General features: G+C 65.5%; 18 protein-coding genes and 4 tRNA genes. 4 read left to right on the top strand and 18 right to left on the bottom strand.

Annotated features, from left to right (window positions below):
* Positions 1-118: 118 nt before the first annotated feature.
* From HK401_RS04245 to HK401_RS04210, 8 genes are all read right to left on the bottom strand, one after another.
* The gene (locus tag HK401_RS04245) at positions 119-2,188 is read right to left on the bottom strand and encodes an alpha/beta hydrolase family protein (RefSeq protein WP_181273434.1); all 2,070 of its coding nucleotides are present in this window, start codon (positions 2,186-2,188) and stop codon (positions 119-121) included.
* Positions 2,185-2,787, bottom strand: coding sequence for an HIT family protein (locus tag HK401_RS04240; protein WP_181273433.1), 603 nt, complete (start codon positions 2,785-2,787; stop codon positions 2,185-2,187). The genes HK401_RS04245 and HK401_RS04240 overlap by 4 nt, the downstream gene beginning before the upstream one ends.
* Positions 2,784-4,793, bottom strand: coding sequence for a threonine--tRNA ligase (thrS, locus tag HK401_RS04235; RefSeq protein ID WP_181273432.1), 2,010 nt, complete (start codon positions 4,791-4,793; stop codon positions 2,784-2,786). The genes HK401_RS04240 and thrS overlap by 4 nt, the downstream gene beginning before the upstream one ends.
* A 206-nt stretch (positions 4,794-4,999) precedes the next feature.
* Complete coding sequence (locus tag HK401_RS04230) at positions 5,000-6,298, bottom strand: DUF4190 domain-containing protein (RefSeq protein ID WP_181273431.1); 1,299 nt, start codon at positions 6,296-6,298, stop codon at positions 5,000-5,002.
* A 503-nt stretch (positions 6,299-6,801) separates the two neighbouring features.
* Positions 6,802-6,873, bottom strand: a tRNA-Val gene (locus tag HK401_RS04225).
* A gap of 37 nt (positions 6,874-6,910) precedes the next feature.
* A tRNA-Val gene (locus tag HK401_RS04220) sits at positions 6,911-6,982 on the bottom strand.
* A gap of 31 nt (positions 6,983-7,013) precedes the next feature.
* Positions 7,014-7,084, bottom strand: a tRNA-Cys gene (locus HK401_RS04215).
* A 26-nt stretch (positions 7,085-7,110) separates the two neighbouring features.
* Positions 7,111-7,183: transfer RNA gene (locus HK401_RS04210), tRNA-Gly, on the bottom strand.
* A gap of 136 nt (positions 7,184-7,319) precedes the next feature.
* Here HK401_RS04210 and HK401_RS04205 point away from each other — a divergent pair.
* Positions 7,320-7,796: a TIGR02611 family protein gene (locus HK401_RS04205; protein ID WP_309135906.1), complete on the top strand. Its 477-nt coding sequence runs from the start codon at positions 7,320-7,322 to the stop codon at positions 7,794-7,796.
* A 242-nt stretch (positions 7,797-8,038) separates the two neighbouring features.
* On the opposite strand, the gene zapE is transcribed toward HK401_RS04205, so the two are convergent.
* The 8 genes from zapE to hrcA all read right to left on the bottom strand — a co-directional run bounded on the left by zapE (position 8,039) and on the right by hrcA (position 16,042).
* On the bottom strand, positions 8,039-9,046 hold the full coding sequence (gene zapE / locus HK401_RS04200; RefSeq protein ID WP_181273430.1) for a cell division protein ZapE: 1,008 nt from the start codon (positions 9,044-9,046) through the stop codon (positions 8,039-8,041).
* A gap of 94 nt (positions 9,047-9,140) precedes the next feature.
* The gene (gene era / locus HK401_RS04195; protein ID WP_181273429.1) at positions 9,141-10,082 is read right to left on the bottom strand and encodes a GTPase Era; all 942 of its coding nucleotides are present in this window, start codon (positions 10,080-10,082) and stop codon (positions 9,141-9,143) included.
* Between the two features lies 1 nt (position 10,083).
* Positions 10,084-11,433, bottom strand: coding sequence for a hemolysin family protein (locus tag HK401_RS04190; RefSeq protein WP_181273428.1), 1,350 nt, complete (start codon positions 11,431-11,433; stop codon positions 10,084-10,086).
* A 2-nt stretch (positions 11,434-11,435) separates the two neighbouring features.
* Positions 11,436-11,924 carry an rRNA maturation RNase YbeY gene (gene ybeY / locus HK401_RS04185; protein ID WP_181273427.1) on the bottom strand — a complete coding sequence of 163 codons (489 nt, stop codon included), beginning with the start codon at positions 11,922-11,924 and terminating at the stop codon, positions 11,436-11,438.
* Positions 11,921-12,952 carry a PhoH family protein gene (locus HK401_RS04180; protein WP_181273845.1) on the bottom strand — a complete coding sequence of 344 codons (1,032 nt, stop codon included), beginning with the start codon at positions 12,950-12,952 and terminating at the stop codon, positions 11,921-11,923. The genes ybeY and HK401_RS04180 overlap by 4 nt, the downstream gene beginning before the upstream one ends.
* Positions 12,953-13,028: 76 nt before the next feature.
* The gene (locus tag HK401_RS04175; protein WP_181273426.1) at positions 13,029-13,793 is read right to left on the bottom strand and encodes a 16S rRNA (uracil(1498)-N(3))-methyltransferase; all 765 of its coding nucleotides are present in this window, start codon (positions 13,791-13,793) and stop codon (positions 13,029-13,031) included.
* On the bottom strand, positions 13,790-14,908 hold the full coding sequence (dnaJ, locus tag HK401_RS04170) for a molecular chaperone DnaJ (RefSeq protein ID WP_181273425.1): 1,119 nt from the start codon (positions 14,906-14,908) through the stop codon (positions 13,790-13,792). The genes HK401_RS04175 and dnaJ overlap by 4 nt, the downstream gene beginning before the upstream one ends.
* 81 nt (positions 14,909-14,989) lie before the next feature.
* Positions 14,990-16,042 carry a heat-inducible transcriptional repressor HrcA gene (gene hrcA / locus HK401_RS04165; RefSeq protein WP_181273424.1) on the bottom strand — a complete coding sequence of 351 codons (1,053 nt, stop codon included), beginning with the start codon at positions 16,040-16,042 and terminating at the stop codon, positions 14,990-14,992.
* Positions 16,043-16,287: 245 nt separating this feature from the next.
* On the opposite strand from hrcA, the gene HK401_RS04160 reads away from it, so the two are divergent.
* The 3 genes from HK401_RS04160 to HK401_RS04150 all read left to right on the top strand — a co-directional run bounded on the left by HK401_RS04160 (position 16,288) and on the right by HK401_RS04150 (position 18,711).
* Entirely contained in the window at positions 16,288-17,154 is an 867-nt protein-coding gene (locus HK401_RS04160) for a DUF3097 domain-containing protein (RefSeq protein WP_181273423.1), read from the top strand.
* Positions 17,155-17,253: 99 nt separating this feature from the next.
* Complete coding sequence (locus HK401_RS04155) at positions 17,254-17,838, top strand: DUF4870 domain-containing protein (protein WP_181273422.1); 585 nt, start codon at positions 17,254-17,256, stop codon at positions 17,836-17,838.
* 108 nt (positions 17,839-17,946) lie between these two features.
* The gene (locus HK401_RS04150; protein WP_181273421.1) at positions 17,947-18,711 is read left to right on the top strand and encodes a DUF4870 domain-containing protein; all 765 of its coding nucleotides are present in this window, start codon (positions 17,947-17,949) and stop codon (positions 18,709-18,711) included.
* A 99-nt stretch (positions 18,712-18,810) separates the two neighbouring features.
* On the opposite strand, the gene hemW is transcribed toward HK401_RS04150, so the two are convergent.
* Complete coding sequence (hemW, locus tag HK401_RS04145; RefSeq protein WP_181273420.1) at positions 18,811-20,040, bottom strand: radical SAM family heme chaperone HemW; 1,230 nt, start codon at positions 20,038-20,040, stop codon at positions 18,811-18,813.
* Positions 20,041-21,909 carry a translation elongation factor 4 gene (gene lepA, locus HK401_RS04140; protein ID WP_246490329.1) on the bottom strand — a complete coding sequence of 623 codons (1,869 nt, stop codon included), beginning with the start codon at positions 21,907-21,909 and terminating at the stop codon, positions 20,041-20,043.
* Positions 21,910-22,031 lie beyond the last annotated feature (122 nt).

Raw genomic sequence — 22,031 nt, 5'->3', positions numbered from 1 at the left:
TCGGCATCGGGGTCTTCCCTCCAAGTCGGGAAGGCTCTCGGACGGAGACTCACGCTCGAAGGGAGACTCACGACGGAGTCGGTGGATCGCCATGGCGGCGCTGCGGGAGTTCATGGGCTCAGTCGGCCGGTGCGGCACCGGCGACACCGGCGGCATCGCTCTCACCCGCGGCGGCCTGCCCCGCAGCGGCATCGTCCGGGCTGGTCTCAGCACCGGCCAGATGTCGGTCCCACCAGTCGAGGATCGCTTCGAAGCGCTGCCGGCGATGGCGTGGCTGTCCTGACCGGGAGAGTTCGTGGTTCTCTCCGGGGAAGACGAGCATCTCGGTCTCCACGCCGGCGCGCTGCAGAGCCGCATAGTACTGCTGTGCCTGTTCGAAAGGACAGCGCAGGTCGAGTTCCGAGTGCATCACCAGCGTCGGAGTTCCCACCTTGTCCGCATGGGCCAGAGGTGACTGCCGCTCGATCGCCGCTCGGCTGCGGCTCGTGTATTCCTCGGTGAAGAAGCGTCCGATGTCCGAGGTGCCCACGAAGCTGTCCGGGTCGAGGTATCCGCGTTCGACGATCGCGGCGCGGAAGCGGTGATCGGCAGCGATGGTCATCGCGGTGAGGTAGCCGCCGTAGGATCCGCCCTGGATGCCGAGGCGACCGGCGTCGAGGTCCGGATTCGCCGCCAGCGCGTGGTCGAGCACGGCGAGGACGTCGGACATGGCCGGCGCCGCCATGTTGCCCTGGACGGCGGTCCCCCAGCTGCGGGTGCGACCGCCCGAACCGCGCGGGTTCGAATACACGACCGCGTATCCGGCCGAGGTGAGCACCTGAGTCTCGTCGAACCAGGAGTGGGTGTACTGCGCGAAGGGTCCGCCGTGGATGTTGAGGATGACCGGGAACGGTCCCTCACCCTGCGGCTTCGCCAGCCAGCCGGTGATCGTGCCGCCTTCGCCGGGCACTCGCAGCACTTCGGGAAGCACGGAGTTCGCCGGCGCGGGATGCTGCAGGTCGATGATGGGGAGATCCACCGCCGAGGTGGTGCTGAGGTCGAGACGTCCGAGCACTGCCGGGGATTCCGGGGTGGACCCGGTGAAGACGAGGGTGGCGGCGCCTGTGCCGGCGTCGGCGTCGGCGGCCGTCTCGAAGCCAGCAACGTCGAAGCCGGTGACCACGGTCGTGTCGTCGCTGAGGAACGTCAGTTCGTCGAGACCGAGCCCCTCGGCTCCGAGGTCGATGCGCACGAGGCGGGACGCACCGTCGGAGTCGACGACGGCGATCGCCTCTCCCCCGTTGATCTGCGGACGGATCGGGGCCAGGGCAACGGTCTCGGGATCGGTCAGCCGCCTCGTCGATCCGGTGTGAAGGTCATGGACGAAGAGCCCGGGCATCTGCCCGACGAAGTCGAGTTCGTCGCGGGTCAGGGCGTTGCCGAGCAGCAGCACGGTGTCGTCGTCGATCCACACGTGCAGGCTCACGTCCATCGGCGGCAGGTCGAGCGGGCGCGACTCCTCGAGGCCGAGCAGCCACACGGTGCTGCGCAGATCGGGTCGCCCGTGATCGGGTTCGACCGCGGCGATCACACTTGCCCAGTGTCCGCCGGGAGAGAACTGCGGGTCGTGCACATCGGACTCAGGGGTCGTCAGCAGGGTCGACAGAGGCACCTCGGCGGCGCCGCGCAGCCCGGCCTTCCCGAGTCCGGGTTCGGCGAGGTCGACGAGGAACGCCCGGGAGGGGCGGTCGGTGGTGTAGCCGAGCCCGTTGGCGAGGTATTTCGAGGACGAGATCCGCCGCGGAGCCTCCTCGGCGGCGGGGACGTCGTCATCGGAGCCGTAGCGACCGGGCTCGGCCACCCGTGCGGTGTAGAGGGCACGGCTCCCGGTGTCGTCGAGGGCGAATTCGGACACGCCGAGGTGGTTGTCGGTGATCTGGTGCGCCGACTCCAGGGTGGGGCCGGCGAAGAGCTGAGGGGCTGCCTTCTTCTCCGCACCGAGGTAGCCCGACAAGTTCCGGCCCACCTGAGGGGCGGAGTCGTTCCATGCGTGGGTCAGCCGGCGGGAGCTGGTCTCGGTGAGTGCGAACAGTTGGGACAGGTAGGTGTTCGACTCGAGGTCGGGACGGCGGATCGTGATGACGGCCTCATCGCCGCGCAGCACGGGGGTCGAGTACTCGGCGAGGGTGTCGAGGTCTTCGGGATTCATCGATTCCATTCTTTCGACAGGCGTGCCTGCACATCGGCGTGCACTTGCGGCAGGGCCTTGGTCTGGGCGATCACGGGCAGGAAGTTCGAGTCTCCGCCCCAGCGTGGGACGACGTGCTGGTGCAGGTGGGCAGCGATGCCGGCGCCCGCGACGGGTCCCTGGTTCATTCCCAGGTTGAACCCGTGAGGTCCGGACACGGCGCGGATGACGTGCATCGCCTTCTGCGTGAAGTGAGCGAGTTCGATCGTCTCGTCCTCGCTCAAGTCTGTGTAGTCCGCGACGTGACGGTAGGGGCAGATGAGCAGGTGGCCCGGGTTGTACGGGTAGAGGTTGAGGACGGCGTACACGGTCTCACCGCGGGCGACGATGAGGCCGTCTTCGTCGCTCTTCGACGGGGCGGTGCAGAAGGGGCATTCCTTCTCGCCGTCGTCCTTCGGCTTGTCCTGACCGTCGATGTAGACCATCCGGTGCGGGGTCCACAGACGCTGGAAGCCGTCGGGTTCGCCGGGGAACCCGGCGGCCGACTCGGGGAAGGGGATCCCTTCGCCGAGGCTGCCGCCGGATTGGTCCTGTGCCGTCGGGTCGGCGTCGTGGCTCATACCTGGGCCTTGGTCTCGATCGCTTCGAGGATTCGGCGCACCGCCTCGGCGACGGGCACCCCGTTGTCCTGTTCACCCGAACGGAAGCGGAAGGACACGGCACCGGCGTCGCAGTCCTCACCGCCGGCGATGAGGGTGAAGGGGACCTTCGACTTCGAGGCGTTGCGGATCTTCTTCGGGAAGCGGTCGTCGCTGTCGTCGATCTCGACGCGCACACCTGCCTTGCGCAGCTGCGCGGCCACCTCGGCGAGGTAGTCGTTGAACTCCTCGGCCACGGGGATGCAGGTGACCTGCACCGGGGCCAGCCAGACGGGGAATGCTCCGGCGTAGTGCTCGGTGAGTACGCCGAGGAAGCGTTCGATGGATCCGAACTTCGCCGAGTGGATCATCACCGGCTGCTGACGTGTTCCGTCGGCGGCGACGTATTCGAGTCCGAAGCGCTCGGGCTGGTTGAAGTCGAGCTGGACGGTCGACATCTGCCAGGTGCGGCCGATCGCGTCGCGCGCCTGGACGGAGATCTTCGGGCCGTAGAAGGCGGCGCCGCCCGGGTCGGGGACGAGTTCGAGCCCGGTCTCCTGGGCCACCTCTTCGAGGACCTGCGTAGCTTCGGCCCACTGTTCGTCGGAGCCGATGAATTTGTCGGCCTTCTTCCCGTCCTCGTCGCGGGTGGAGAGTTCGAGGTAGAAGTCGTCGAGCCCGAAATCGCGCAGCAGGCTGAGCACGAAGTTCAACAGGTGGCGGATCTCCTTGGCCGCGTCCTCCTGGGCGACGTAGGAGTGGGAGTCGTCCTGGGTCAGGGCGCGGACGCGGGTGAGGCCGTGGATGACGCCGGAGGCCTCGTCACGGTAGACCGTGCCGAACTCGAAGAGGCGCAGCGGAAGGTCGCGGTAGGAGCGTCCGCGGGAGCGGTAGATGAGGTTGTGCATCGGGCAGTTCATCGCCTTGAGGCGGTACGGGGTGCCCTCCTTGACGATCTCGCCGGTCTCCTCGTCGCGGACCTCGTCGACGGACATCGGCGGGAACATGTTCTCGCCGTAGTAGGGCAGGTGGCCCGAGGTGTAGTAGAGGGTCTCCTTCGAGATGTGCGGTGTGCCGACGTATTCGAAGCCCTCGTCGATGTGGCGGGCGCGGACGTAGTCCTCCATCTCGCGCTTGATCACACCGCCCTTGGGGTGGAAGACGGGCAGGCCGGAGCCGAGCTCTTCGGGGAAGGAGAACAGGTCCATCTCGGCACCGAGCTTGCGGTGGTCGCGGCGCTCGGCTTCGGCGATGCGGTCCTGATAGGCCTTGAGGTCGTCCTTGCTCGCCCATGCGGTGCCGTAGACGCGCTGCAGGCTGGCGTTGGCCTGGTCGCCGCGCCAGTAGGCCGCCGAGGCACGGGTGACGGCGAAGCCGTTGCCGATGAGTTTGGTGTTGGGCAGGTGCGGTCCGCGGCAGAGGTCCTGCCACACGACCTCGCCCTTGCGGTCGACGTTTTCGTACACGGTGAGTTCGCCGCTGCCGACCTCGACGGAGGATTCGTCATCAGAGGACTTGCCTTTGTCGTCGATGAGTTCGAGCTTGTAGGGCTCGTTCGCCATACGCTGGCGGGCCTCGTCTTCGGTGACGACGACGCGGTTGAAGGTCTGGCCGGCCTTGACGATCTGGGCGGCCTTCTTCTGGATCGCTTTGAGATCATCGGGGGTGAAGGGGTCGGCGGCGTCGAAGTCGAAGTAGTAGCCGTCGGTGATGTAGGGGCCGATGCCGAGCTTGGTGCCGGGGAAGAGCTCCTGGACGGCCTGGGCGGTGACGTGGCCGGTCGAATGGCGGAGGATGTCGAGTCCGGCGTCGGAGTCGATGGTGATCGGTGCGATCTGGTCACCCGGCGCCAGCTCGCGGCTGAGGTCGGCGGGTTCGCCGCCGAGCCACATCGCAACGACCGTGCGGTCGGAGGAGAAGATCTCCGTTCCGGTCAGCCCCTCTTTCCAAGGGATGCTTTCGCCCGCGCAGTCGATGCTGTCTGCCACTGATCTTCTCCGTTCGTTGAGTCTTCGTTCGAGTGCGTCCTGAACCAGGACGTCCCGCCATCAGATTCTAGTACCAATTCGGCGGGGCCAAATCAATTGGGTGGCAGTCGGTCGACTGCCACCCAACTGTGTTCATCGAGGTGTTCCGCGGAGGCCGCGTGAGCCTCTGATCACGCGCATTCAGCGCATGTTCGGAGTGCTTCGCTTCACTGCTTCTTCCACTCGAAGTCCGTGCCGTTGCCGTGGTCCTCGTTCAGCTTGAGCTGGACGTGCATGGCGTCGATATCGGCCGATTCGACGGCGAAGGCGAATTCGTACGTCTTCTCGCCACCGGCGGGGACGGGATCGGTGAAGGCGAGCGAACCGCGGTAGTTCGAGCCGTCGAAGACATCGTCGTAGTCCTTGCCGCTGCCGTCGTTCGCGCTCAGGTCGGACAGCGTCATTTCGACGTCGTCGCTCGAATTGTTCTTCACGGTCATGGTGACCACGGCGATCTGGCCGTTCGTCGAGTCCGCGCCCGAGGCGCTCGAAGGTGCGGTGCCCGATTTGACCGAAACAGTGGCAGTGAGGTCGTCGCCGATCGTGACTTCGCCGCCCTGTGCGGGGGCAGGGTCTCCGCCGTCGGAGCTGTCGGAGCCCTGACTCGGGTCCTGGGCCGGATCCTGGCCGGCGCCCTGGCTGGGATCTGCTGTCGGTGACTGACTCGAAGCCTGATCGACGGCCGAGATGAAACCGACGCCGAGGACGAAGTAGACGATCACAGCGATAATGGTGAAGACGATCGCGACAAAGCCCAGAATGATGCCCGTGATATTCAGGCCCTTGTTCGTCGCAAGTCCCTTTTTGATAGCCGAAAGGCCGACAAACCCGAAGATCACAGCCGCCACACCAAGTAAGCCACCGATGATGAACCCGGATGTCAGGATGCCGACGATGCCGCCGATGAGGGCGAGGATTCCCCAGATGTTCTTCGAGGTGTTGCCGCCCGAACCCGTGGGGTACTGGCCGTAGGCCGCGTTCGGGTTGGCCGGGATGAACTGATCGGAGGAACCGTCGGCTCCCGCGTAGGCCGGCTGCTGACCGTACTGGTTGGCATCGTACTGCGCGTTCGCGTCGTACTGGTTCTGCCCGTACGGATCCTGGTTCTGGCCGTAGTGCGGCTGCGAACCGTACGGGCTCTGATCCTGACCGCCGGCATTCTGACCGTACTGCGGCTGCGAACCATACTGATTCTGGTCCTGACCGCCGGCATTCTGGCCGTACTGGTTCTGATCGTTCGACGATCCGTACTGCGGAGGCTGCTGTCCGTATCCCTGAGAACCGTCGCTGCCACCCTGGCCGTAGTTCGGCTGCTGCGGCTGAGAACTGTACTGGGGAGGCTGCTGACCCGGGTTCTGATCGCCGCCCTGGCCGGGGGCGCTCGGCTGGTTGTTGGGGTTCTGGCTGTTCGGGTTGTTGTCGCCCGAACCGTCACCGGAACCGTACGGGTTCTGAGGAGTAGACATAGGTGCTCCGAAGTCTTCGTCGTTAGGTACAACGCCTAGCGTACTAGCAATCGGGCTTACTTCCGCATGCTTTTCACGTTCCAGACCTGCAACAGAGCGGCCACACGACGGCGATCAGGGCGTTCACCGTCACCATCGGTTCGGAGCGCAGGGTTTCGGCGGCACTGCCCGAGCGTGCCCAGATGGTCGTTCAAGCCGTAGCCTCTCGCCCAAATCTGTCGTTCAAGCCGCAGCGCACTTGCGGAAAGGCGCACGGGTCGACAGGTCCGCCTCGCCTTGAACGAGCCAACGACGCCCCGTTTTAAGCGAGGGACGGGTCGACACATGCGCTCCGCCTTGAACGAGAGCTCGGCGAGCGTACTCAATACAACTGTGCATCGAACGTGCATACGACCCTGCATTTGTGCACTACGCCCGCACTTCTGACCCCCGGTAACGCGGGGCGAGGACTCAAGAGGCAGACATGCACGAAGCCCCGAGTGGATCACTCGGGGCTTCTTCTGTGCGCGATACTGGGATCGAACCAGTGACCTCTTCCGTGTCAGGGAAGCGCGCTACCGCTGCGCCAATCGCGCTCTATTCATTTGTTGCACCGGAACCGTGAAGTCCCTGTGCGCGATACTGGGATCGAACCAGTGACCTCTTCCGTGTGAAGGAAGCGCGCTACCGCTGCGCCAATCGCGCTGATTGATCGACATTGCTGTCAACCCATCCGAGGTGGCGACGGGATTCGAACCCGTGTATACGGCTTTGCAGGCCGCTGCCTCGCCTCTCGGCCACGCCACCGCCAAGGCAGTGCCATGACGCCTCCGAGCGGATGACGGGACTCGAACCCGCGACCCTCACCTTGGCAAGGTGATGCTCTACCAACTGAGCCACATCCGCATTTCTCGCTGCTCGGTTTCCCTCGCAACGAGATACAACTCTATACGCAGGTGGCGGCATACGCAAAATCAGAATCGGGTGATCGTCGTCACAGGCGCTGATCAAGCTTTCAGGGTCGCCGACCTATAGTGGTTGAGTGCACCCCGATCCCCCATCCAGCCGTCCCGGCAGGTGGTTCTCCCGCCATCATCGACAGGGCCCGAGACCGTGGCGAAAGCTGCGGCTGGGCTTTCTGCGCTGGCGGCAGACTGTGCTGGCGAACCCGCATACGGCTCGTCTCTATCGCACCATCGTCGGTGGCCTGGGCACCCTCATCGTCCTCATCGGGCTCGTCCTCGTGCCGCTGCCCGGCCCCGGCTGGCTCATCGTCATCATCGGGCTGTTCATCATCTCGAGCGAGTTCCAGTGGGCGCGCAGACTACTCCATTTCGTGCGGGTGAATGTCGAGAAGTGGACGCGCTGGATCATGGCTCAGCGACTCTGGGTCCGCTGGACGGTCGGCGCCGTCACGGCGGCCTTCGTCGCTGTGGTCGTCTGGGGTGTGCTCAAGGTGGTCGGCCTGCCGGATTGGGTGCCGGATCTGCCCATCTTCGAACTGCTCAGCCTGCGCTGAGGCCGCCGCCTCCTCGCGTCCGCCGCCTCCTCGCGTTCATCCTCGCGGCATCAGCACGTTCGTGAACAACGACACGACCGACTTCGGTCGCACCGTTTCATGGATCAAGCGCCGCGATTCCCCGTACAGCTGCGATGTGCGGTCACTGCGCCGAGGTGATCGCGGTGAATCTGCCGAAACTCCTCGGTTCAGTGACCACAGACGGACCCGGGCCGTGCGATTCGCTCAGAGCCGCTGATCCCTCAGGACGACAGGGCGGTGAGCCGGGACAGGCAGCGCATGTACTTCTTCTTGTAACCGCCGGCCAGCGACTCCTCGGTGAAGACCTTGTCGAGGGGCACGCCGGAGTTGATGATGTGGACGTTGCGGTCGTAGAGCCGGTCGACGAGGGCGACGAAGCGCAGCGCCACGCTCTCGTTCTCGATGGTCTTCACGTTCTCCCACACAGCATTGTCGATGCCGTCGACCATGCGCCCGTAGCGGGACGGATGCACGGACGAGAGATGGCTGACCAGCTCGGAGAAGTCATCGCGGGCGACGACGCCGCTGAGTTCCGCTGTGGCCGAATCGAGTTCGTCTGCGGGCAGCGGATCTGCCGGGGAGCTCAGGGCGCGGTGGCGGTAGTCCTGACCGTCGATGCGATAGACCTCGAACTGATCGGCCAGGGCTTGGATCTCGCGGAGGAAGTCCTGAGCGGCGAAGCGCCCCTCCCCCAACGATCCGGGCAGAGTATTCGACGTGGCGATGATCTTCACTCCGGCGTCGGTGAGTTCGCGCATGAGCCGAGACATGAGCACGGTGTCGCCGGGATCATCGAGTTCGAACTCGTCGACGCAGACGAGCTTCATCTTCGACAGGTCGTCTCGAGCCCGGGCGAAGCCGAGGGCGCCGACGAGGTTCGTATATTCGACGAATGTGCCGAAGGTGGCGGGCTTCTCATTGGCGTGCCAGGCAGAGGCCAGGAGGTGGGTCTTGCCGACACCGTATCCGCCGTCGAGGTAGACGCCCTTCGGGCCGGACTTGCCCTTCGAGAAGAGCTTGCCGAAGAATCCCGGGGAGTTCGACTGAGCGGTGAACTGTTCGAGCTTGGCGCGCGCTTCGGCCTGGGATGGTTCGGCCGGGTCGGTGCGATAGCTGTCGAAGGACACGTCCTCGAACTGCGGAGGCGGGACGAGACCTGCGATGAGCTCTTCGGGGGCAACCTGTGGGGATCGATCGCTCAGGGCGACCAGAGTCTGCTCGGCATTCACTCGGCCTAGTCTATGGCAGGCGGAAGCCGCCGATTCAACCGGGACCCTGTGACAGTCGCCTCAGGCAAGGGCACGAACCGCCCCTCCGATGACCTCAGTTCCGGTTGAAGTCGAAGCCGAGGCGTCCGAGCTGTTTGGGGTCCCGCTGCCAGTCCTTGGCGACCTTGACGTGCAGGTCGAGGTAGACCTTCGTGCCGAGCAGCCGTTCGATGCCCTGCCTCGATTCGGATCCGATGGCCTTGAGCCTGCTGCCGCCCTTGCCGATGATGATCGCCTTCTGGCTGGGGCGTTCGACGTAGAGGTTGACGTGGACGTTCCACAGCGGATTGTCTTCGCTGCGTCCGTCCCGCGGGTACATCTCCTCGACCTGGACGGCCAGGGAGTGCGGCAGTTCGTCGCGAACGCCCTCGAGGGCCGCTTCGCGGACGAGTTCGGCGATCATCATCTCTTCGGGCTCGTCGGTGAGGTCCCCGTCCGGGTAGAGCGGGGGTGAGACGGGCAGATGACCGGCCAACACCGAATCGACGGTGTCGACCTGGAAGCCCTCGGCTGCGGAGACGGGGACGACGTCGGCGAAGTCGGCGAGTTCGCCGACGGCCAGCAGCGCCTCGGCGACCTCGTCCTTGGGGACGAGATCCGTCTTCGTCACCAGCGCCACGATCGGCGTGCGCCCGTCGAGCAGCTCCAGCTGAGAGGCGATGTAGCGGTCGCCGGGTCCGATCGGCTCGTCGGCGGGCAGGCAGAAGCCGATGACGTCGACCTCGCTGAGCGTCATCGCCACGAGGTCGTTCAGGCGTGATCCCAGCAGGGTGCGCGGCTTGTGCAGGCCCGGGGTGTCGATGAGGATGAGCTGGTGGTCATCGCGGTGGACGATGCCGCGGATGGTGTGCCTGGTCGTCTGCGGCTTCGCCGAGGTGATCGCGACCTTCTCCCCCACCAAGGCGTTCGTCAGCGTCGACTTGCCGGTGTTCGGGCGGCCGACGAAGCAGGCGAATCCCGCCTTGTAGTCCTCGGGGTAGTCCGTGCGGAATTCCATCTCAGTCCTCTTCCTTCGTGTGACCGGCCTTGACGCCGAATCCGCTCGGTCCCGGTCGGCCAGCCCCGGGGGCACCGACGATCCGGGGATCCTGCCGTTCGTCGCCCAAGCGGGTGACCCGCACATGGGTGATCCGGTGGCGCCGACCCTGCCCCTCCATCGCTTCGATCTCGAGGCCCTCGATGCTCGCATGCGAACCGTCGATGGGCACCCGGTCGATGAGCTTCGAGAGCAGTCCGCCGACGCTGTTGACGTTGTCTTCGTCGATGCGCACGTCGAAGTACTCTGCGAAGTCCGAGATCGACATGCGGGTGCTGATGACGAACGAACCGTCGGGTTCGGCAACGAGTTCGTCATCGCTGCTGTCGTATTCGTCCTCGATCTCACCGACGATCTCCTCGACGATGTCCTCGATCGTCACGAGCCCGGCGGTGCCGCCGTATTCGTCGATGAGGATCGCCAGGTGAGTCGAGTCCAGCTGCATCTGCCGCAGCAGATCGTCCGCGGGCTTCGTCTCCGGCACGAACAGCACGCTGCGGGCGAGGTTGCCGATGGGCCGGTCCGCGTCCTCCGGATGCAGGTGGAGGCGACGGGCCACATCTTTGAGGTACGCGACACCGCGGACGTCGTCGAGGTCCTCCCCGCACACGGGGATGCGGGAGAACCCCGAGCGGAAGAACAGGTTGAGCGTCTTCTGCAGCCCCACCTCGGCGTCGACGGTGATGAGATCCGTGCGAGGGACCATGACCTCGTTCGCCGAGGTGTCCGAGAGGTTGAACACGGACTGGATCATCTCGCGTTCGCCGTCTTCGATGATGTCCGATTCGCTGGCCCGCTCGACGAGGTCGCGTAGCTGTTCGGAGGTGACGAACGGTCCGTCCTTGTACACCTTGTCCGGGGTCAGCAGGTTGCCGAGGACGACGAGGATCCGCGTCAGGGGTTTGAGGACGACGAGGACGATGCGCACGACCCAGCTGAGGTTGAGGCACACGGCCAGGGAACGGCGTTTGCCGATCGTGCGCGGGGAGACTCCGGCGATGATGAAGACCGCCACCGAGGCGGTGAGCACCGTGAGGAAGACCATGAGCGGTCCCACGGAGTACGTCGAGTCATAGGCCAGGGCGATGAAGACCGTGGCCAGCGCCTCGAGGAAGTTGCGCACGAAGATGATGACGTTGATGTTCGTGGGCAGGTCGACGAGGATCTTCTCCACCCGCACGGCCGCACGGCTGCCCTCCTCCTTCGCCTCTTCCACCGCATGGTGGGAGACGTTGAGCAGTGCCGCGTCGACGGCAGAGAGGGTCGCGGAGATGACCAGGCACAGGGCCGCTCCGAGGAAGTAGGCGAACACGCTCAGACCTCGGTGGGGGTGGGGATGTCGGTGCGGCCGTCGTAGCGGGCGGCGAAGAAGGTCAGCAGCAGATGCCGTTGGAGAGCGAACATCTCCTCGCGTTCCTCGGGCTCGCCGTGGTCGTAGCCGAGCAGGTGGAGGAATCCGTGCACGGTCAGCAGCAGGATCTCGTCCATCGTCGAATGCCCGGCCGTCTCGGCCTGGGTGCGGGCCACCTCGGGGCAGATGATGATGTCGCCCATCTGGCCTTCGGTGGGACGGTCGGGTTCGCCCCGGTGGAGCTGGTCCATAGGAAAGGACATGACATCGGTCGGACCGTCGAGATCCATCCAGTTCACATGGAGTTCGGACATGGCCTCGGTGTCGACCATAGTCACAGCCAGTTCGGCGCCCGGGTGCATGTGAAGGGCCTCGCCTAAGTATTCGGTCAGCGCCACGACCTCGTCGAGGTCGACCTCGGTGTCGGTCTCATTGAGCAGCTCGGTGTTCATTCGGCACTCCCCCACAGGTCGTAGGCGTCGACGATCTTCGTCACCAGCGAATGCCGGACGACGTCCTTGCTGCCGAGCTCGCAGAACTGCAGGTCCTCGATTCCGCTGAGGATGTCGCGGACGACCTTGAGGCCGCTGCGGGTCTTGCCCGGCAGGTCGATCTGCGAGATGTCGCCGGTGACGACCATCCGCGAGCCGAATCCCAGTCGCGTGAGGAACATCTTCATCTGCTCGGCCGTGGTGTTCTGCGCCTCGTCGAGGATGATGAAGGCGTCGTTGAGGGTCCGTCCGCGCATGTACGCCAGCGGTGCGACCTCGATCGTGCCGGTCTCGATGAGCAGCGGGATGGATTCGGGGTCGACCATATCGTGCAGCGCATCGTAGAGAGGGCGCACATAGGGGTCGATCTTCTCGTTGAGTGTGCCCGGCAGGTAGCCCAGCGACTCTCCGGCCTCGACGGCGGGCCGGGTGAGGATGATCCGCGAGACCTCCTTGTGCTGGAGGGCGTTGACGGCCATCGCCATGGCCAGGTACGTCTTGCCCGTGCCGGCGGGACCGATGCCGAAGGTGATCGTGTGATTGCGGATGGCCTTGACGTAGTCGTGCTGGCCCATCGTCTTCGGTCGGATCGACTTGCCCCGCGTGGACAGGATGTTCGTGCCCAGCACCGCCGAGGCGGCCGCCCCCTCGGCGGAGAACGACGTGACGCGCTCGATCGTCTCCTCGTTGATGCGGTGTCCCGCCGCGTGGAGCTTCTTCAGCTCTCCGATGACTGCGACGAAGGCCTCGAGGCGCTTCGGATCGCCGGCGGCCTGGACCTGGTTGGCACGGACGTGGATGTCGAGGTCGCTGAAGATCTTCTCCAGCACTCGCAGGTTCGCCTCCCCGGGTCCGAAGAATTCGACGAGGTCGATGGAGTCGGGGATGACGAGGCGGACGCTGTCGCTGCCGGACGCTGCGGCATCGGTGCCGTCGCCGCCGGGTGCCTGCTGGTCGGTGGTGTTCGCAGGGTTCGTGGTGGGGGTGATGTCCAGAATGTTCCTTCGCGTGCGGGGCCGCCGTCTCAGACGGCGCCTGTGTGTGCTTCCATCGTAGTCGCTCGGCTCACCAACGGCCCAATGAATTCTGGGCCATGACGAGGCCGGCCGATCCGGCCGAGGAGGAGCGCAGAATAGTGGGCCCGAGCAGCACCGGCTGTGCGCCGGCACCGATGAGGGCCTCGAGTTCGCCGTCGCTGATGCCGCCCTCGGGACCGACGATGAGGACGATGCGTTCGGGTGGTTGTACGGGTGTGCTGCCGGAGCCGAGTTCGGCAAGTGCCTTGGAGAGTCTCGTCTGCGAAGTCTCGTGGAGGACGAACACCGCATCCGACCTGCCCAGCGACCGGGTCAGTGCGGTGCCGCGGACGAGTTCGTGCAGTCGGGGGAAGCGGGAGCGTCTCGCCTGCAGGGATGCTGCGTGGAGCAGGTTCTCCCACTTCGCCGCCATCTTCTCCCGCTTCTTCGCCGGCCAGTCGGCGATCGAACGTTCTGCGGCCCAGGGAATGACCTCGTCGACGCCGATCTCCGTGGCCGCCTCGATGGCCTGCAGGTCCCGGTCGCCCTTCGCCAGGGCTTGGACGAGGACCAGGCGGGGACGGGGTTCGTCCTCGCGCGTGACCGCTGTGACGTCGATATCCATGCCCGTCGCCGAGGCGGCCGTGACCTGTCCGCGGGCACGTGTGCCCTGACCGTCGACGACCTCGATCTGCTCACCGGGGCCGATCCGACGCACTCGCACCGCGTGTCCGGCGACGTCCTCACCGACGGTGAGGACGTGACCGGGCACCGCCTCGACGGCGGCAGCGGTGTGGAAGACGGGCAGACTCACCGACCGGCGAACCTCTCACGCATGCGGGAGAACATGCCGGACTTCTCGGTGGTGATCTGAGCCCGTGGGGCCTCTTCACCGCGCAGCTCGGCGAGCTTTTCGAACAGTTCGCGCTGTTCGTCGTCGAGCTTGTCCGGCGTGTGCACGTCGACGGTGATGAGCAGGTCGCCGCGGGTCTCCGAGCGCAGACGGGAGGCGCCGAGACCGGTCAGCTTGACGACCGTGCCCGACTGGGTGCCCGGGGCGATGCTGAGGTCCTGGGTGCCGTCGAAGGTCTCGAACGGAATGGTCGCGCCGAGAGCGGCGGCGGTCATCGGCACGGACACCGAGGCGCGGAGGTTGTCGCCGTCGCGCTGGAACACCTCGTGGCGGGTGACCATGACCTCGACGAAGAGGTCGCCGGCGGGTCCTCCGCCGGGTCCGACCTCGCCCTGGCTGCTCAGCTGGATGCGGGTTCCGTCGGAGACGCCGGCGGGGATGCGGATCTTCATCGTCCGCTGCTTGCGCACCCGGCCGTCGCCCTGGCAGTTGAGGCAGGGGTTGGGGATGACGGTGCCGAAGCCGTGGCAGGAGTTGCAGGTCTGGTTCGTGACCATCTGGCCCAGCAGGGTCCGGGTCATACGTTGGACGCTGCCGGCTCCGTGGCACAGGCTGCAGGTCTCGACCGAGGTGCCCTCCTGGGTGCCGGCACCCGAGCAGGTCTCGCACACGACGGCGGTGGTCACGTCGAGGTCGACGGTGCCGCCGAAGGCAGCGGTCTTCAGGTCGATGCTGACACCGACGAGGGCGTCCTTGCCGCGCTGGGTGCGTGGGATCGGGCCGCCGGCCTGCCCACCGCCACCGCCGAAGAAGGTCTCGAAGATGTCTCCGAAGCCTCCGAATCCGCCGCCGCCGGGGAATCCGCCTTGGCCGTTCTCTCCGCCGCCCATATCGTAGTTGCGGCGCTTCTCCGGATCGGAGAGCACATCGTAGGCCAGCGAGATGGCCTTGAATTCGTCTTCGTGGCCGGGGTTGACGTCCGGGTGGTACTTGCGTGCCAGCTTCCGGTACGACGACTTGATCTCAGCCGCGGAAGCGTCCTTGGACACTCCGAGTGTTTCATAGTGATCGGCCACAGAAACTTCTCTCTCCCTGGTGGTGTGTGTTCTTCGTGTTCATGGTGGCGGGCTCGGGGCCCGGTCCGGTGCGGTGTCGCTTCATCCTCGATCGAGGAGCGAGGACACATACTTCGCCACTGCCCTGACGGCCGAGATCGTCGTCGGGTAGTCCATCCGCGTCGGCCCCAGCACCGCCAGGCGGGCCGAGGAACCTGCGTCATGACCATATTCGGCGGCCACGACCGATGTCGAACTGAACGATTCGTGAGTGTTCTCACGTCCGATGCGCACGCTGATCTCATCGTGGTCCTCGGCCATCGAAGTCAGCAGCCGCAGCAGCACGACCTGTTCCTCGAAGGCCTCGAGGATCGGGGCCATCTGCTCACCGAATTCGCGTCCGGACCGGGCGAGGTTCGCGGTGCCGGCCATGATGAGTCGGTCCTCCCGGGTCGCGGCGACGAGGTCGACGACCGCGGCCTTGACCTTCTCCACCTCGCCAACGTCGGGATCGACGGCATCGGCCGGGTCCGCCTCGGCGCCGGTCGGGGTCTGTGACGATGCTCCGGCCTCCCCCATGACTCGGGAGAGCTTCTTGCCGGAGAACTCGACGTTGATGCGGTCGCGCAGCGCACGCACTCCGTCGTCATCGAGTCCCTGCGCCACGGTCACGGTCTTCTGCTCGACCTGGCCGGCGTCGGTGATGAGGACGACGAGGACGCGGTTTGGTCCCAGCCCGACGATCTCGATGTGCTTGATGCGGGCCAGCGACACAGTCGGGTACTGGATGAGCGCGACCTGGTGGGTCAGACCCGAGAGCACGCGCACGGTGCGGTCGAGCATCTCATCGAGTTCGACGTCGCCGTCGATGAGCTGGAAGATCGCACGCCGTTCGGCCTGCGTGAGCGGTTTGAACTCGTCGATGCGATCGACGAACATCCGATAGCCGAGGTCGGTCGGGATCCGACCGGCGGAGGTGTGGGGCTGAGCGATGTACCCGTCCTGCTCGAGCTGGGCCATGTCGTTGCGAATCGTCGCCGGCGACACCCCGAGGGTGTGCCGCTGGACGATGGCCTTCGAACCGACGGGTTCGTTCGTGGCGACGAAGTCCTCGACGATGGCGCGCAGCACCTGAGCTCTCCTGCTGTCGTTCATCGCTGACCTCCCCACACGTTTGGCACTCGCTAGCACTGAGTGCCAATTCTACGCTTCTTGGCAGTCGATTTCACGTCTGGGGCGTGCCGTCCGGCACGCGCTCGGCGATGTGTCGTCCGGCACTCCTACCAGGATGTGTCGTGCGGCACGTCGCGGGAGCGCTGTCCGGCACGCCTTTCCGGACGTGCCGTCCGGCACGCCGCGGTGGGGCACCGGGAATATTCGCCGACTGCCCATTATCGTGGGTGAGCGTGAATGCTTTCGATCGCTACGGGCCCGACGTCCTCTCCGGCAGCTCCCCCTCCTCACACCGTCCGAAGAAGTCCCGACCCGTCGAGCTCGGGCTCGGGATGGTGCTCGAGGATGCGATGAGCGGGTACGTCGGCGCAGTGGTCGGTGCCGAGAAGACCACCGCGGGAGTCGTCGTCAATCTCGAGGATCGGGCGGGCAAGGTGCGCGCCTTTCCGCTGGGGCCGGGGTTCCTTCTCGAGGGCCAGCCCGTCGATGTCCGCCTGCCCGCGAAGAAGAAGGCGACCACTCCGGGCCGCACTGCCTCGGGCTCGCGTGCGGTGGAGGGAGCGAAGGCGCGCGTGGCCCGCGGTTCCCGGATCTGGGTCGAGGGCAAACACGATGCGGAGCTGGTCGAGAAGATCTGGGGCGATGACCTGCGCATCGAGGGCGTCGTCGTCGAACCTCTCGGCGGTCTGGACGACGTCGCCGACAAGCTCGCGGCCTTCGGCCCCGACAAGGATCATCGGGTGGGGGTCCTTGCCGATCACCTCGTGACCGGGACGAAGGAGTCCAAGATCGCCGAGGCGGTGCGCGCGGATCCTCGATACCGCGATGTCGTCCACATCATCGGCCATCCGTATGTCGACATCTGGCAGGCGGTCAAACCGCATGTGGTCGGAATCAGGGAGTGGCCGGTCGTGCCCCGCGGCGAGGATTGGAAGACCGGGATCCTGCGGCGCATCGGCTGGCCGCATGCCGATCATCGCGATGTCGCCCGAGGGTGGGTGCGGATCCTCGGGAAGGTGAGCACGATCGCCGACGTCGAACCGACTCTGTCCGGACGCGTCGAGGAGCTCATCGACTTCGTCACCGTCGGCTGAGACGTGTTGCCGAGTTGGAACACGATCGGGTCTTTTCGGCATGTCTCGGCACACGGCGCTGGGATAGTGTGAAACGACAGAGGCAGTGAAAGGACCATCATGTCGTTCAACCCCCAACCGCCGAACAGCGGCCGCCCCATGCCGCCGAACTACGGACAAGCTGCTGGACCCCAGTCGTCGCAGGGCCCGCAGCAGAACTATGGGCAGCCGAATCACGGGCAGCAGCCCGGTTTCGGTCCGCCCCAGCCCGGCGTCAATCCCGTGCTCTTCGATTCTCAGGCTCTTCCCGATGACGCGTACGGTCCGGGCTCCGAACTGTTCTGGATGGCCGGTGAGCGGGAGCGAACCACCGCGATGTGGTCGCATCTGGGCACTCTTCTCTTCGGATACCTCCCTCTCATCATGTTCCTCGTCAAGAAGGACGAGTCGCCCTTCGTCCGCGAACACACGCGTCAGGGCCTCAACGCGATGATCACGAACACGATCGCCACCACGGCGGCGACGCTGATCCTGATGTTCTTCGGGTTCGTCCTCTCCTTCGTCACCTTCGGACTCGGGATGTTCATCGTCTTCGGTGCCTTCGTCATCCCGCTGGTGTACACGGTCCTCTATATCATCGCCGGCATCGCGGCCAACCGCGGAGAGGGCTACAAGATCCCCCTCGTCTTCGAGTTCGTCAAGTAATCTTGTTCGTGAAACCGTAATCGCGCTCGGCCCCGTTCACCTCGGAGACACTCTCCGGCGGAGAGACTGAGCTAGTGTGGTGTGACGCAGACGTGAGAAGGGACGCTAATGTCGGACAACCCCCAGCAGCCGAACGACAACCGAGCACAGCCGATGCCTCCGGACTACTCCGCTCAATCGGGGCCACAGCAGCCATACATCCAGCCGGGATCGCAGCCGGGATCGCAGCCGCAGTCTCAGCAGCCGAGCGCGCAGCAGCCCTATGGATCGCAGCCACAGCAGGGTTCCCAGCAGCCTTACGGCTCCCAACCGCAGTACGGTTCTCAGCAACCGGGTGGTCAGCCTGTCTACGGATCGCAGCAGCCCAGCTCGCAATCACCCTACGGATCGCAGCCCGGATACGGCAGCCAGCAGGCGTACGGCTCCCAGCAGGGCTACGGCGGCCCGCAGGGCTACGGCCCCGGCTCGGCGGCGAATACCAGATCGTTCGATTCGCGGGCCCTGCCTCCGCAGGCCTACGGCCCGGGTTCGGCGGGCTTCTGGCAGCCTTCGCCGTCCGAGCGCTCCACGGCGACGTGGACACAGGTGGGAGCGATCTTCACCGCGTGGATCGTCCCGCTCATCGTCTTCCTTGTGAAGAAGGACGAGTCGCCGTTCATCCGCGAACAGGCCCGCCAGTCGCTGAACTTCCAGCTGACGCTGATCATCGCCTACATCGTGGCGGACATCTTCGCAGTGATCACCTTCGGATTCGGCGCGATCCTCTACTTCGTCATCTGGATCGTCGCTCTCGTCTTCATGATCATCGCTGCTGTGGCAGCCAACAAGGGAGAGGTCTACAAGGTTCCGATGAGCATCCAGCTCGTCAAGTAGGACTTCCCCTCAGCCCCGCCTCCGGGCCGCTTCCGCATTCAGGGAGCGGCCCGGTTTCGTCTTCTTCCTCGAACAAGCCCGTTCGGGCGCATGGTCCGTTCAGACGTACTCGGTGAGGATTCGCACCATATGGTCGGCGAGCAGACGCCCCTGCAGGGTGGGTCGGAACCAGCCCGCTGAGACTCCGTCGGGATCCAGCAGTCCCTGCTTGACGAAGGTGCGCACGGCCTGCGCACTGCCGGGGGCCAAGGAGTCGAGGCGCAGTTCGTCGTCGATGCGGGCGGCGAGCATGATCCGTTCGATCTCTCGGGTCGCATCGTCGAGGACCTCCCGGCCGATCGCCGGAGACTCCCCCGCCAGCAGCCGGTCCGACCAGGCTCGGGGGTGCTTCGCGTTCCAGAACCGCACTCCCCCGACATGGGAATGCGCACCGGGGCCGAAGCCCCACCAGTCGGCATTGCGCCAATACGCCATGTTGTGTTCACATCGGGTCTCAGGCCCTGTCGACCAGTTGCTCACCTCGTACCAGTGCAGGCCCGCCGCAGTCATCGCGGCATCGGCGATCTCGTACTTGTCGGCCAGGTCGTCCTCATCGGGCATCGACAGCTCACCGCGTCTGACCATCGCGCCCATCTTCGTTCCGGGTTCGACGATGAGGGAGTACGCGGAGATGTGGTCGACCTCATTGGACAGGGCGACCTCGAGGGACCGCCGCCAATCGTCGATCGACTCCCCCGGGGTGCCGTAGATGAGATCGAGGCTGAGTTCGACACCGGCGTCCTTGACCCAGCGGGCCACCTCGGGGATCTTCTCGGGATCATGCGTCCGGTCAAGAGTGGCCAGCACATGCGGCACGGCCGACTGCATTCCCATAGAGATCCGGGTGAATCCGGCAGCCGCGAGGGTGGCGATGTAGGCGGGATCGAGCGTGTCCGGATTGGCCTCCGTGGTCACCTCGACATCGGCGGCGAGGGCGAAACGGGAGCGGATGTCGTCCATGATGCCGGCGAGCACCTCGGCGGCGAGCATCGTCGGGGTGCCCCCGCCGAAGAAGATCGTCGACGCCTCACGGCTGCCCGCCCCCACCTCGGCGAGGGTGGACACCGACAGATCGAGCTCACGGGCGAGATTGCCGCGGTAGTCCTCACGGGAGGCGCCGGGACCGAGATCCTCGGCGGTGTAGGTGTTGAAGTCGCAGTAGCCGCAGCGGACCCGGCAGTATGGGACGTGGACGTAGAGGCTCAGGCCCCGGTCGCCGGCGCCGATGCCCGCCGACGCGGGAAGGGAGCCGTCACGCGGGGGAACTTCGCCGCTCGGTTGTGCCGGCACTTACTTCTTGGCGTCCTTCTTCTCCGGTTCGTCGGAGGACAGGGCGGCGATGAACGCCTCCTGCGGAACCTCGACGGTGCCGACCATCTTCATCCGCTTCTTGCCTTCCTTCTGCTTCTCGAGCAGTTTGCGCTTGCGGCTGATGTCGCCGCCGTAGCACTTCGACAGCACGTCCTTGCGGATCGCGCGGATGGTCTCGCGGGCGATGATGCGTGAGCCGATGGCCGCCTGGATCGGGACTTCGAACTGCTGGCGCGGGATGAGCTTGCGCAGCTTCCCGGCCATCGCCACCCCGTAGGAGTAGGCGTTGTCGCGGTGGACGATCGCGGAGAACGCATCGACCTGATCGCCGTGGAGCAGGATGTCGACCTTGACGAGGTCGGAGGCGTCGCGCCCGTCGTCGGAGTAGTCGAGTGAGGCATAGCCCTTGGTGCGGGACTTCAGCTGATCGAAGAAGTCGAAGACGATCTCGGCCAGCGGCAGGCGGTAGCGGATCTCCACCCGGTCCGAGGACAGGTAGTCCATGCCCTGGAGTTTGCCGCGGCGCTCCTGGCACAGCTCCATCACCGCACCGATGTAGTCACTCGGGGTGAGGATCGTGGCCTGGACCATCGGCTCACGGACTTCTTTGATCTTGCCCGTGGGGTATTCGCTCGGGTTCGTCACCACGGTCTCGGTGCCGTCTTCCATCGTCACGTCGTAGATGACGGAGGGGGCGGTGGAGATGAGATCGAGGTCGAATTCGCGTTCGAGCCGGTCCCGGAGCACCTCGAGGTGGAGGAGACCGAGGAATCCGCAGCGGAAGCCGAAGCCCAGCGCCGTGGACGTCTCCGGTTCGTAGGCCAAGGAGGCGTCGTTGAGTTTGAGCTTGTCCAGCGCGTCGCGCAGCACCGGATAGTCCGAACCGTCGATGGGGAAGAGTCCGGAGAACACCATCGGCTTGGGCTCGCGGTAGCCTTCGAGCGCCTGGGTCGCAGGAGCCGCGGCCGCGGTCACGGTGTCGCCGACCTTGGACAGGCGCACGTCCTTGACGCCGGTGATGAGGTAGCCGACCTCACCGACGCCGAGGCCCTTCGTCGCCTTCGGCTCGGGTGAGGAGGCTCCGATCTCGAGCAGCTCGTGGGTGCTGCCGGTCGACATCATCTCGATCTTCTCGCGTGGGGACAGCGAACCGTCGATGACGCGCACATACGTGACCACGCCGCGGTAGGTGTCGTAGACGGAGTCGAAGATCATCGCCCTGGCCGGTGCCTCGGCGTCGCCGACGGGGGCGGGGATGTCGGTGATGATGCGGTCGAGGACCTCCTCGACGCCCTCACCGGTCTTGCCGGACACAAGCAGGCAGTCCTCGGGTTCGCAGCCGATGAGGTTCGCGAGCTCCTCGGCGTACTTCTCCGGCTGCGCGGCGGGCAAGTCGATCTTGTTGAGCACGGGGATGATCGTCAGGTCGTTCTCCATGGCCAGGTACAGGTTGGCCAAGGTCTGGGCTTCGATGCCCTGCGCGGAGTCGACGAGCAGCAGTGCACCCTCGCACGCGGCCAGGGACCGTGAGACCTCGTAGCTGAAGTCGACGTGACCGGGGGTGTCGATCATGTTGAGCGCATACGGGGTGGCCTCGTGTTCCCAGGGCATGCGCACGGCCTGGGATTTGATCGTGATGCCGCGTTCGCGTTCGATGTCCATCCGGTCGAGGTACTGGGCCCGCATATCCCGTGATTCGACGACTCCGGTGATCTGGAGCATCCGGTCGGCCAGCGTCGACTTGCCATGGTCGATATGAGCGATGATGCAGAAATTGCGGATCAGCTCGGGTGAGGTGGCGGACGGTGAGATCCGCGCGAATGCTTCCTTGTTCACCTGAGGTGACATGAACGCCCTTCCTTTGACAGATCGGATCTGAGAACAGACCAGAGATCTCATTCTTTCATGACTTGTGTGCGGACTCGGAATCCACACCGACACCGCCGCAACGGGCCGCGATCGGGGAAGAT

The sequence above is a fragment of the Brevibacterium oceani genome, assembly GCF_013623835.1.
Lineage (GTDB): Bacteria > Actinomycetota > Actinomycetes > Actinomycetales > Brevibacteriaceae > Brevibacterium > Brevibacterium oceani.
The sequence above is the reverse complement of the archived record's forward strand: the minus strand, read 5'-3'. Positions and strand labels throughout refer to the sequence as shown.

Coding starts and splice junctions, on each gene's coding strand:
- HK401_RS04245 (WP_181273434.1), bottom strand. CDS start 2,188: ATGAATCCCGAAGACCTCGACACCCTCGCCGAGTACTCGACCCCCGTG.
- HK401_RS04240 (WP_181273433.1), bottom strand. CDS start 2,787: ATGAGCCACGACGCCGACCCGACGGCACAGGACCAATCCGGCGGCAGC.
- HK401_RS04230 (WP_181273431.1), bottom strand. CDS start 6,298: ATGTCTACTCCTCAGAACCCGTACGGTTCCGGTGACGGTTCGGGCGAC.
- era (WP_181273429.1), bottom strand. CDS start 10,082: ATGGAATTCCGCACGGACTACCCCGAGGACTACAAGGCGGGATTCGCC.
- ybeY (WP_181273427.1), bottom strand. CDS start 11,924: ATGAACACCGAGCTGCTCAATGAGACCGACACCGAGGTCGACCTCGAC.
- hrcA (WP_181273424.1), bottom strand. CDS start 16,042: ATGAACGACAGCAGGAGAGCTCAGGTGCTGCGCGCCATCGTCGAGGAC.
- HK401_RS04155 (WP_181273422.1), top strand. CDS start 17,254: ATGTCGTTCAACCCCCAACCGCCGAACAGCGGCCGCCCCATGCCGCCG.
- HK401_RS04150 (WP_181273421.1), top strand. CDS start 17,947: ATGTCGGACAACCCCCAGCAGCCGAACGACAACCGAGCACAGCCGATG.
- lepA (WP_246490329.1), bottom strand. CDS start 21,909: ATGTCACCTCAGGTGAACAAGGAAGCATTCGCGCGGATCTCACCGTCC.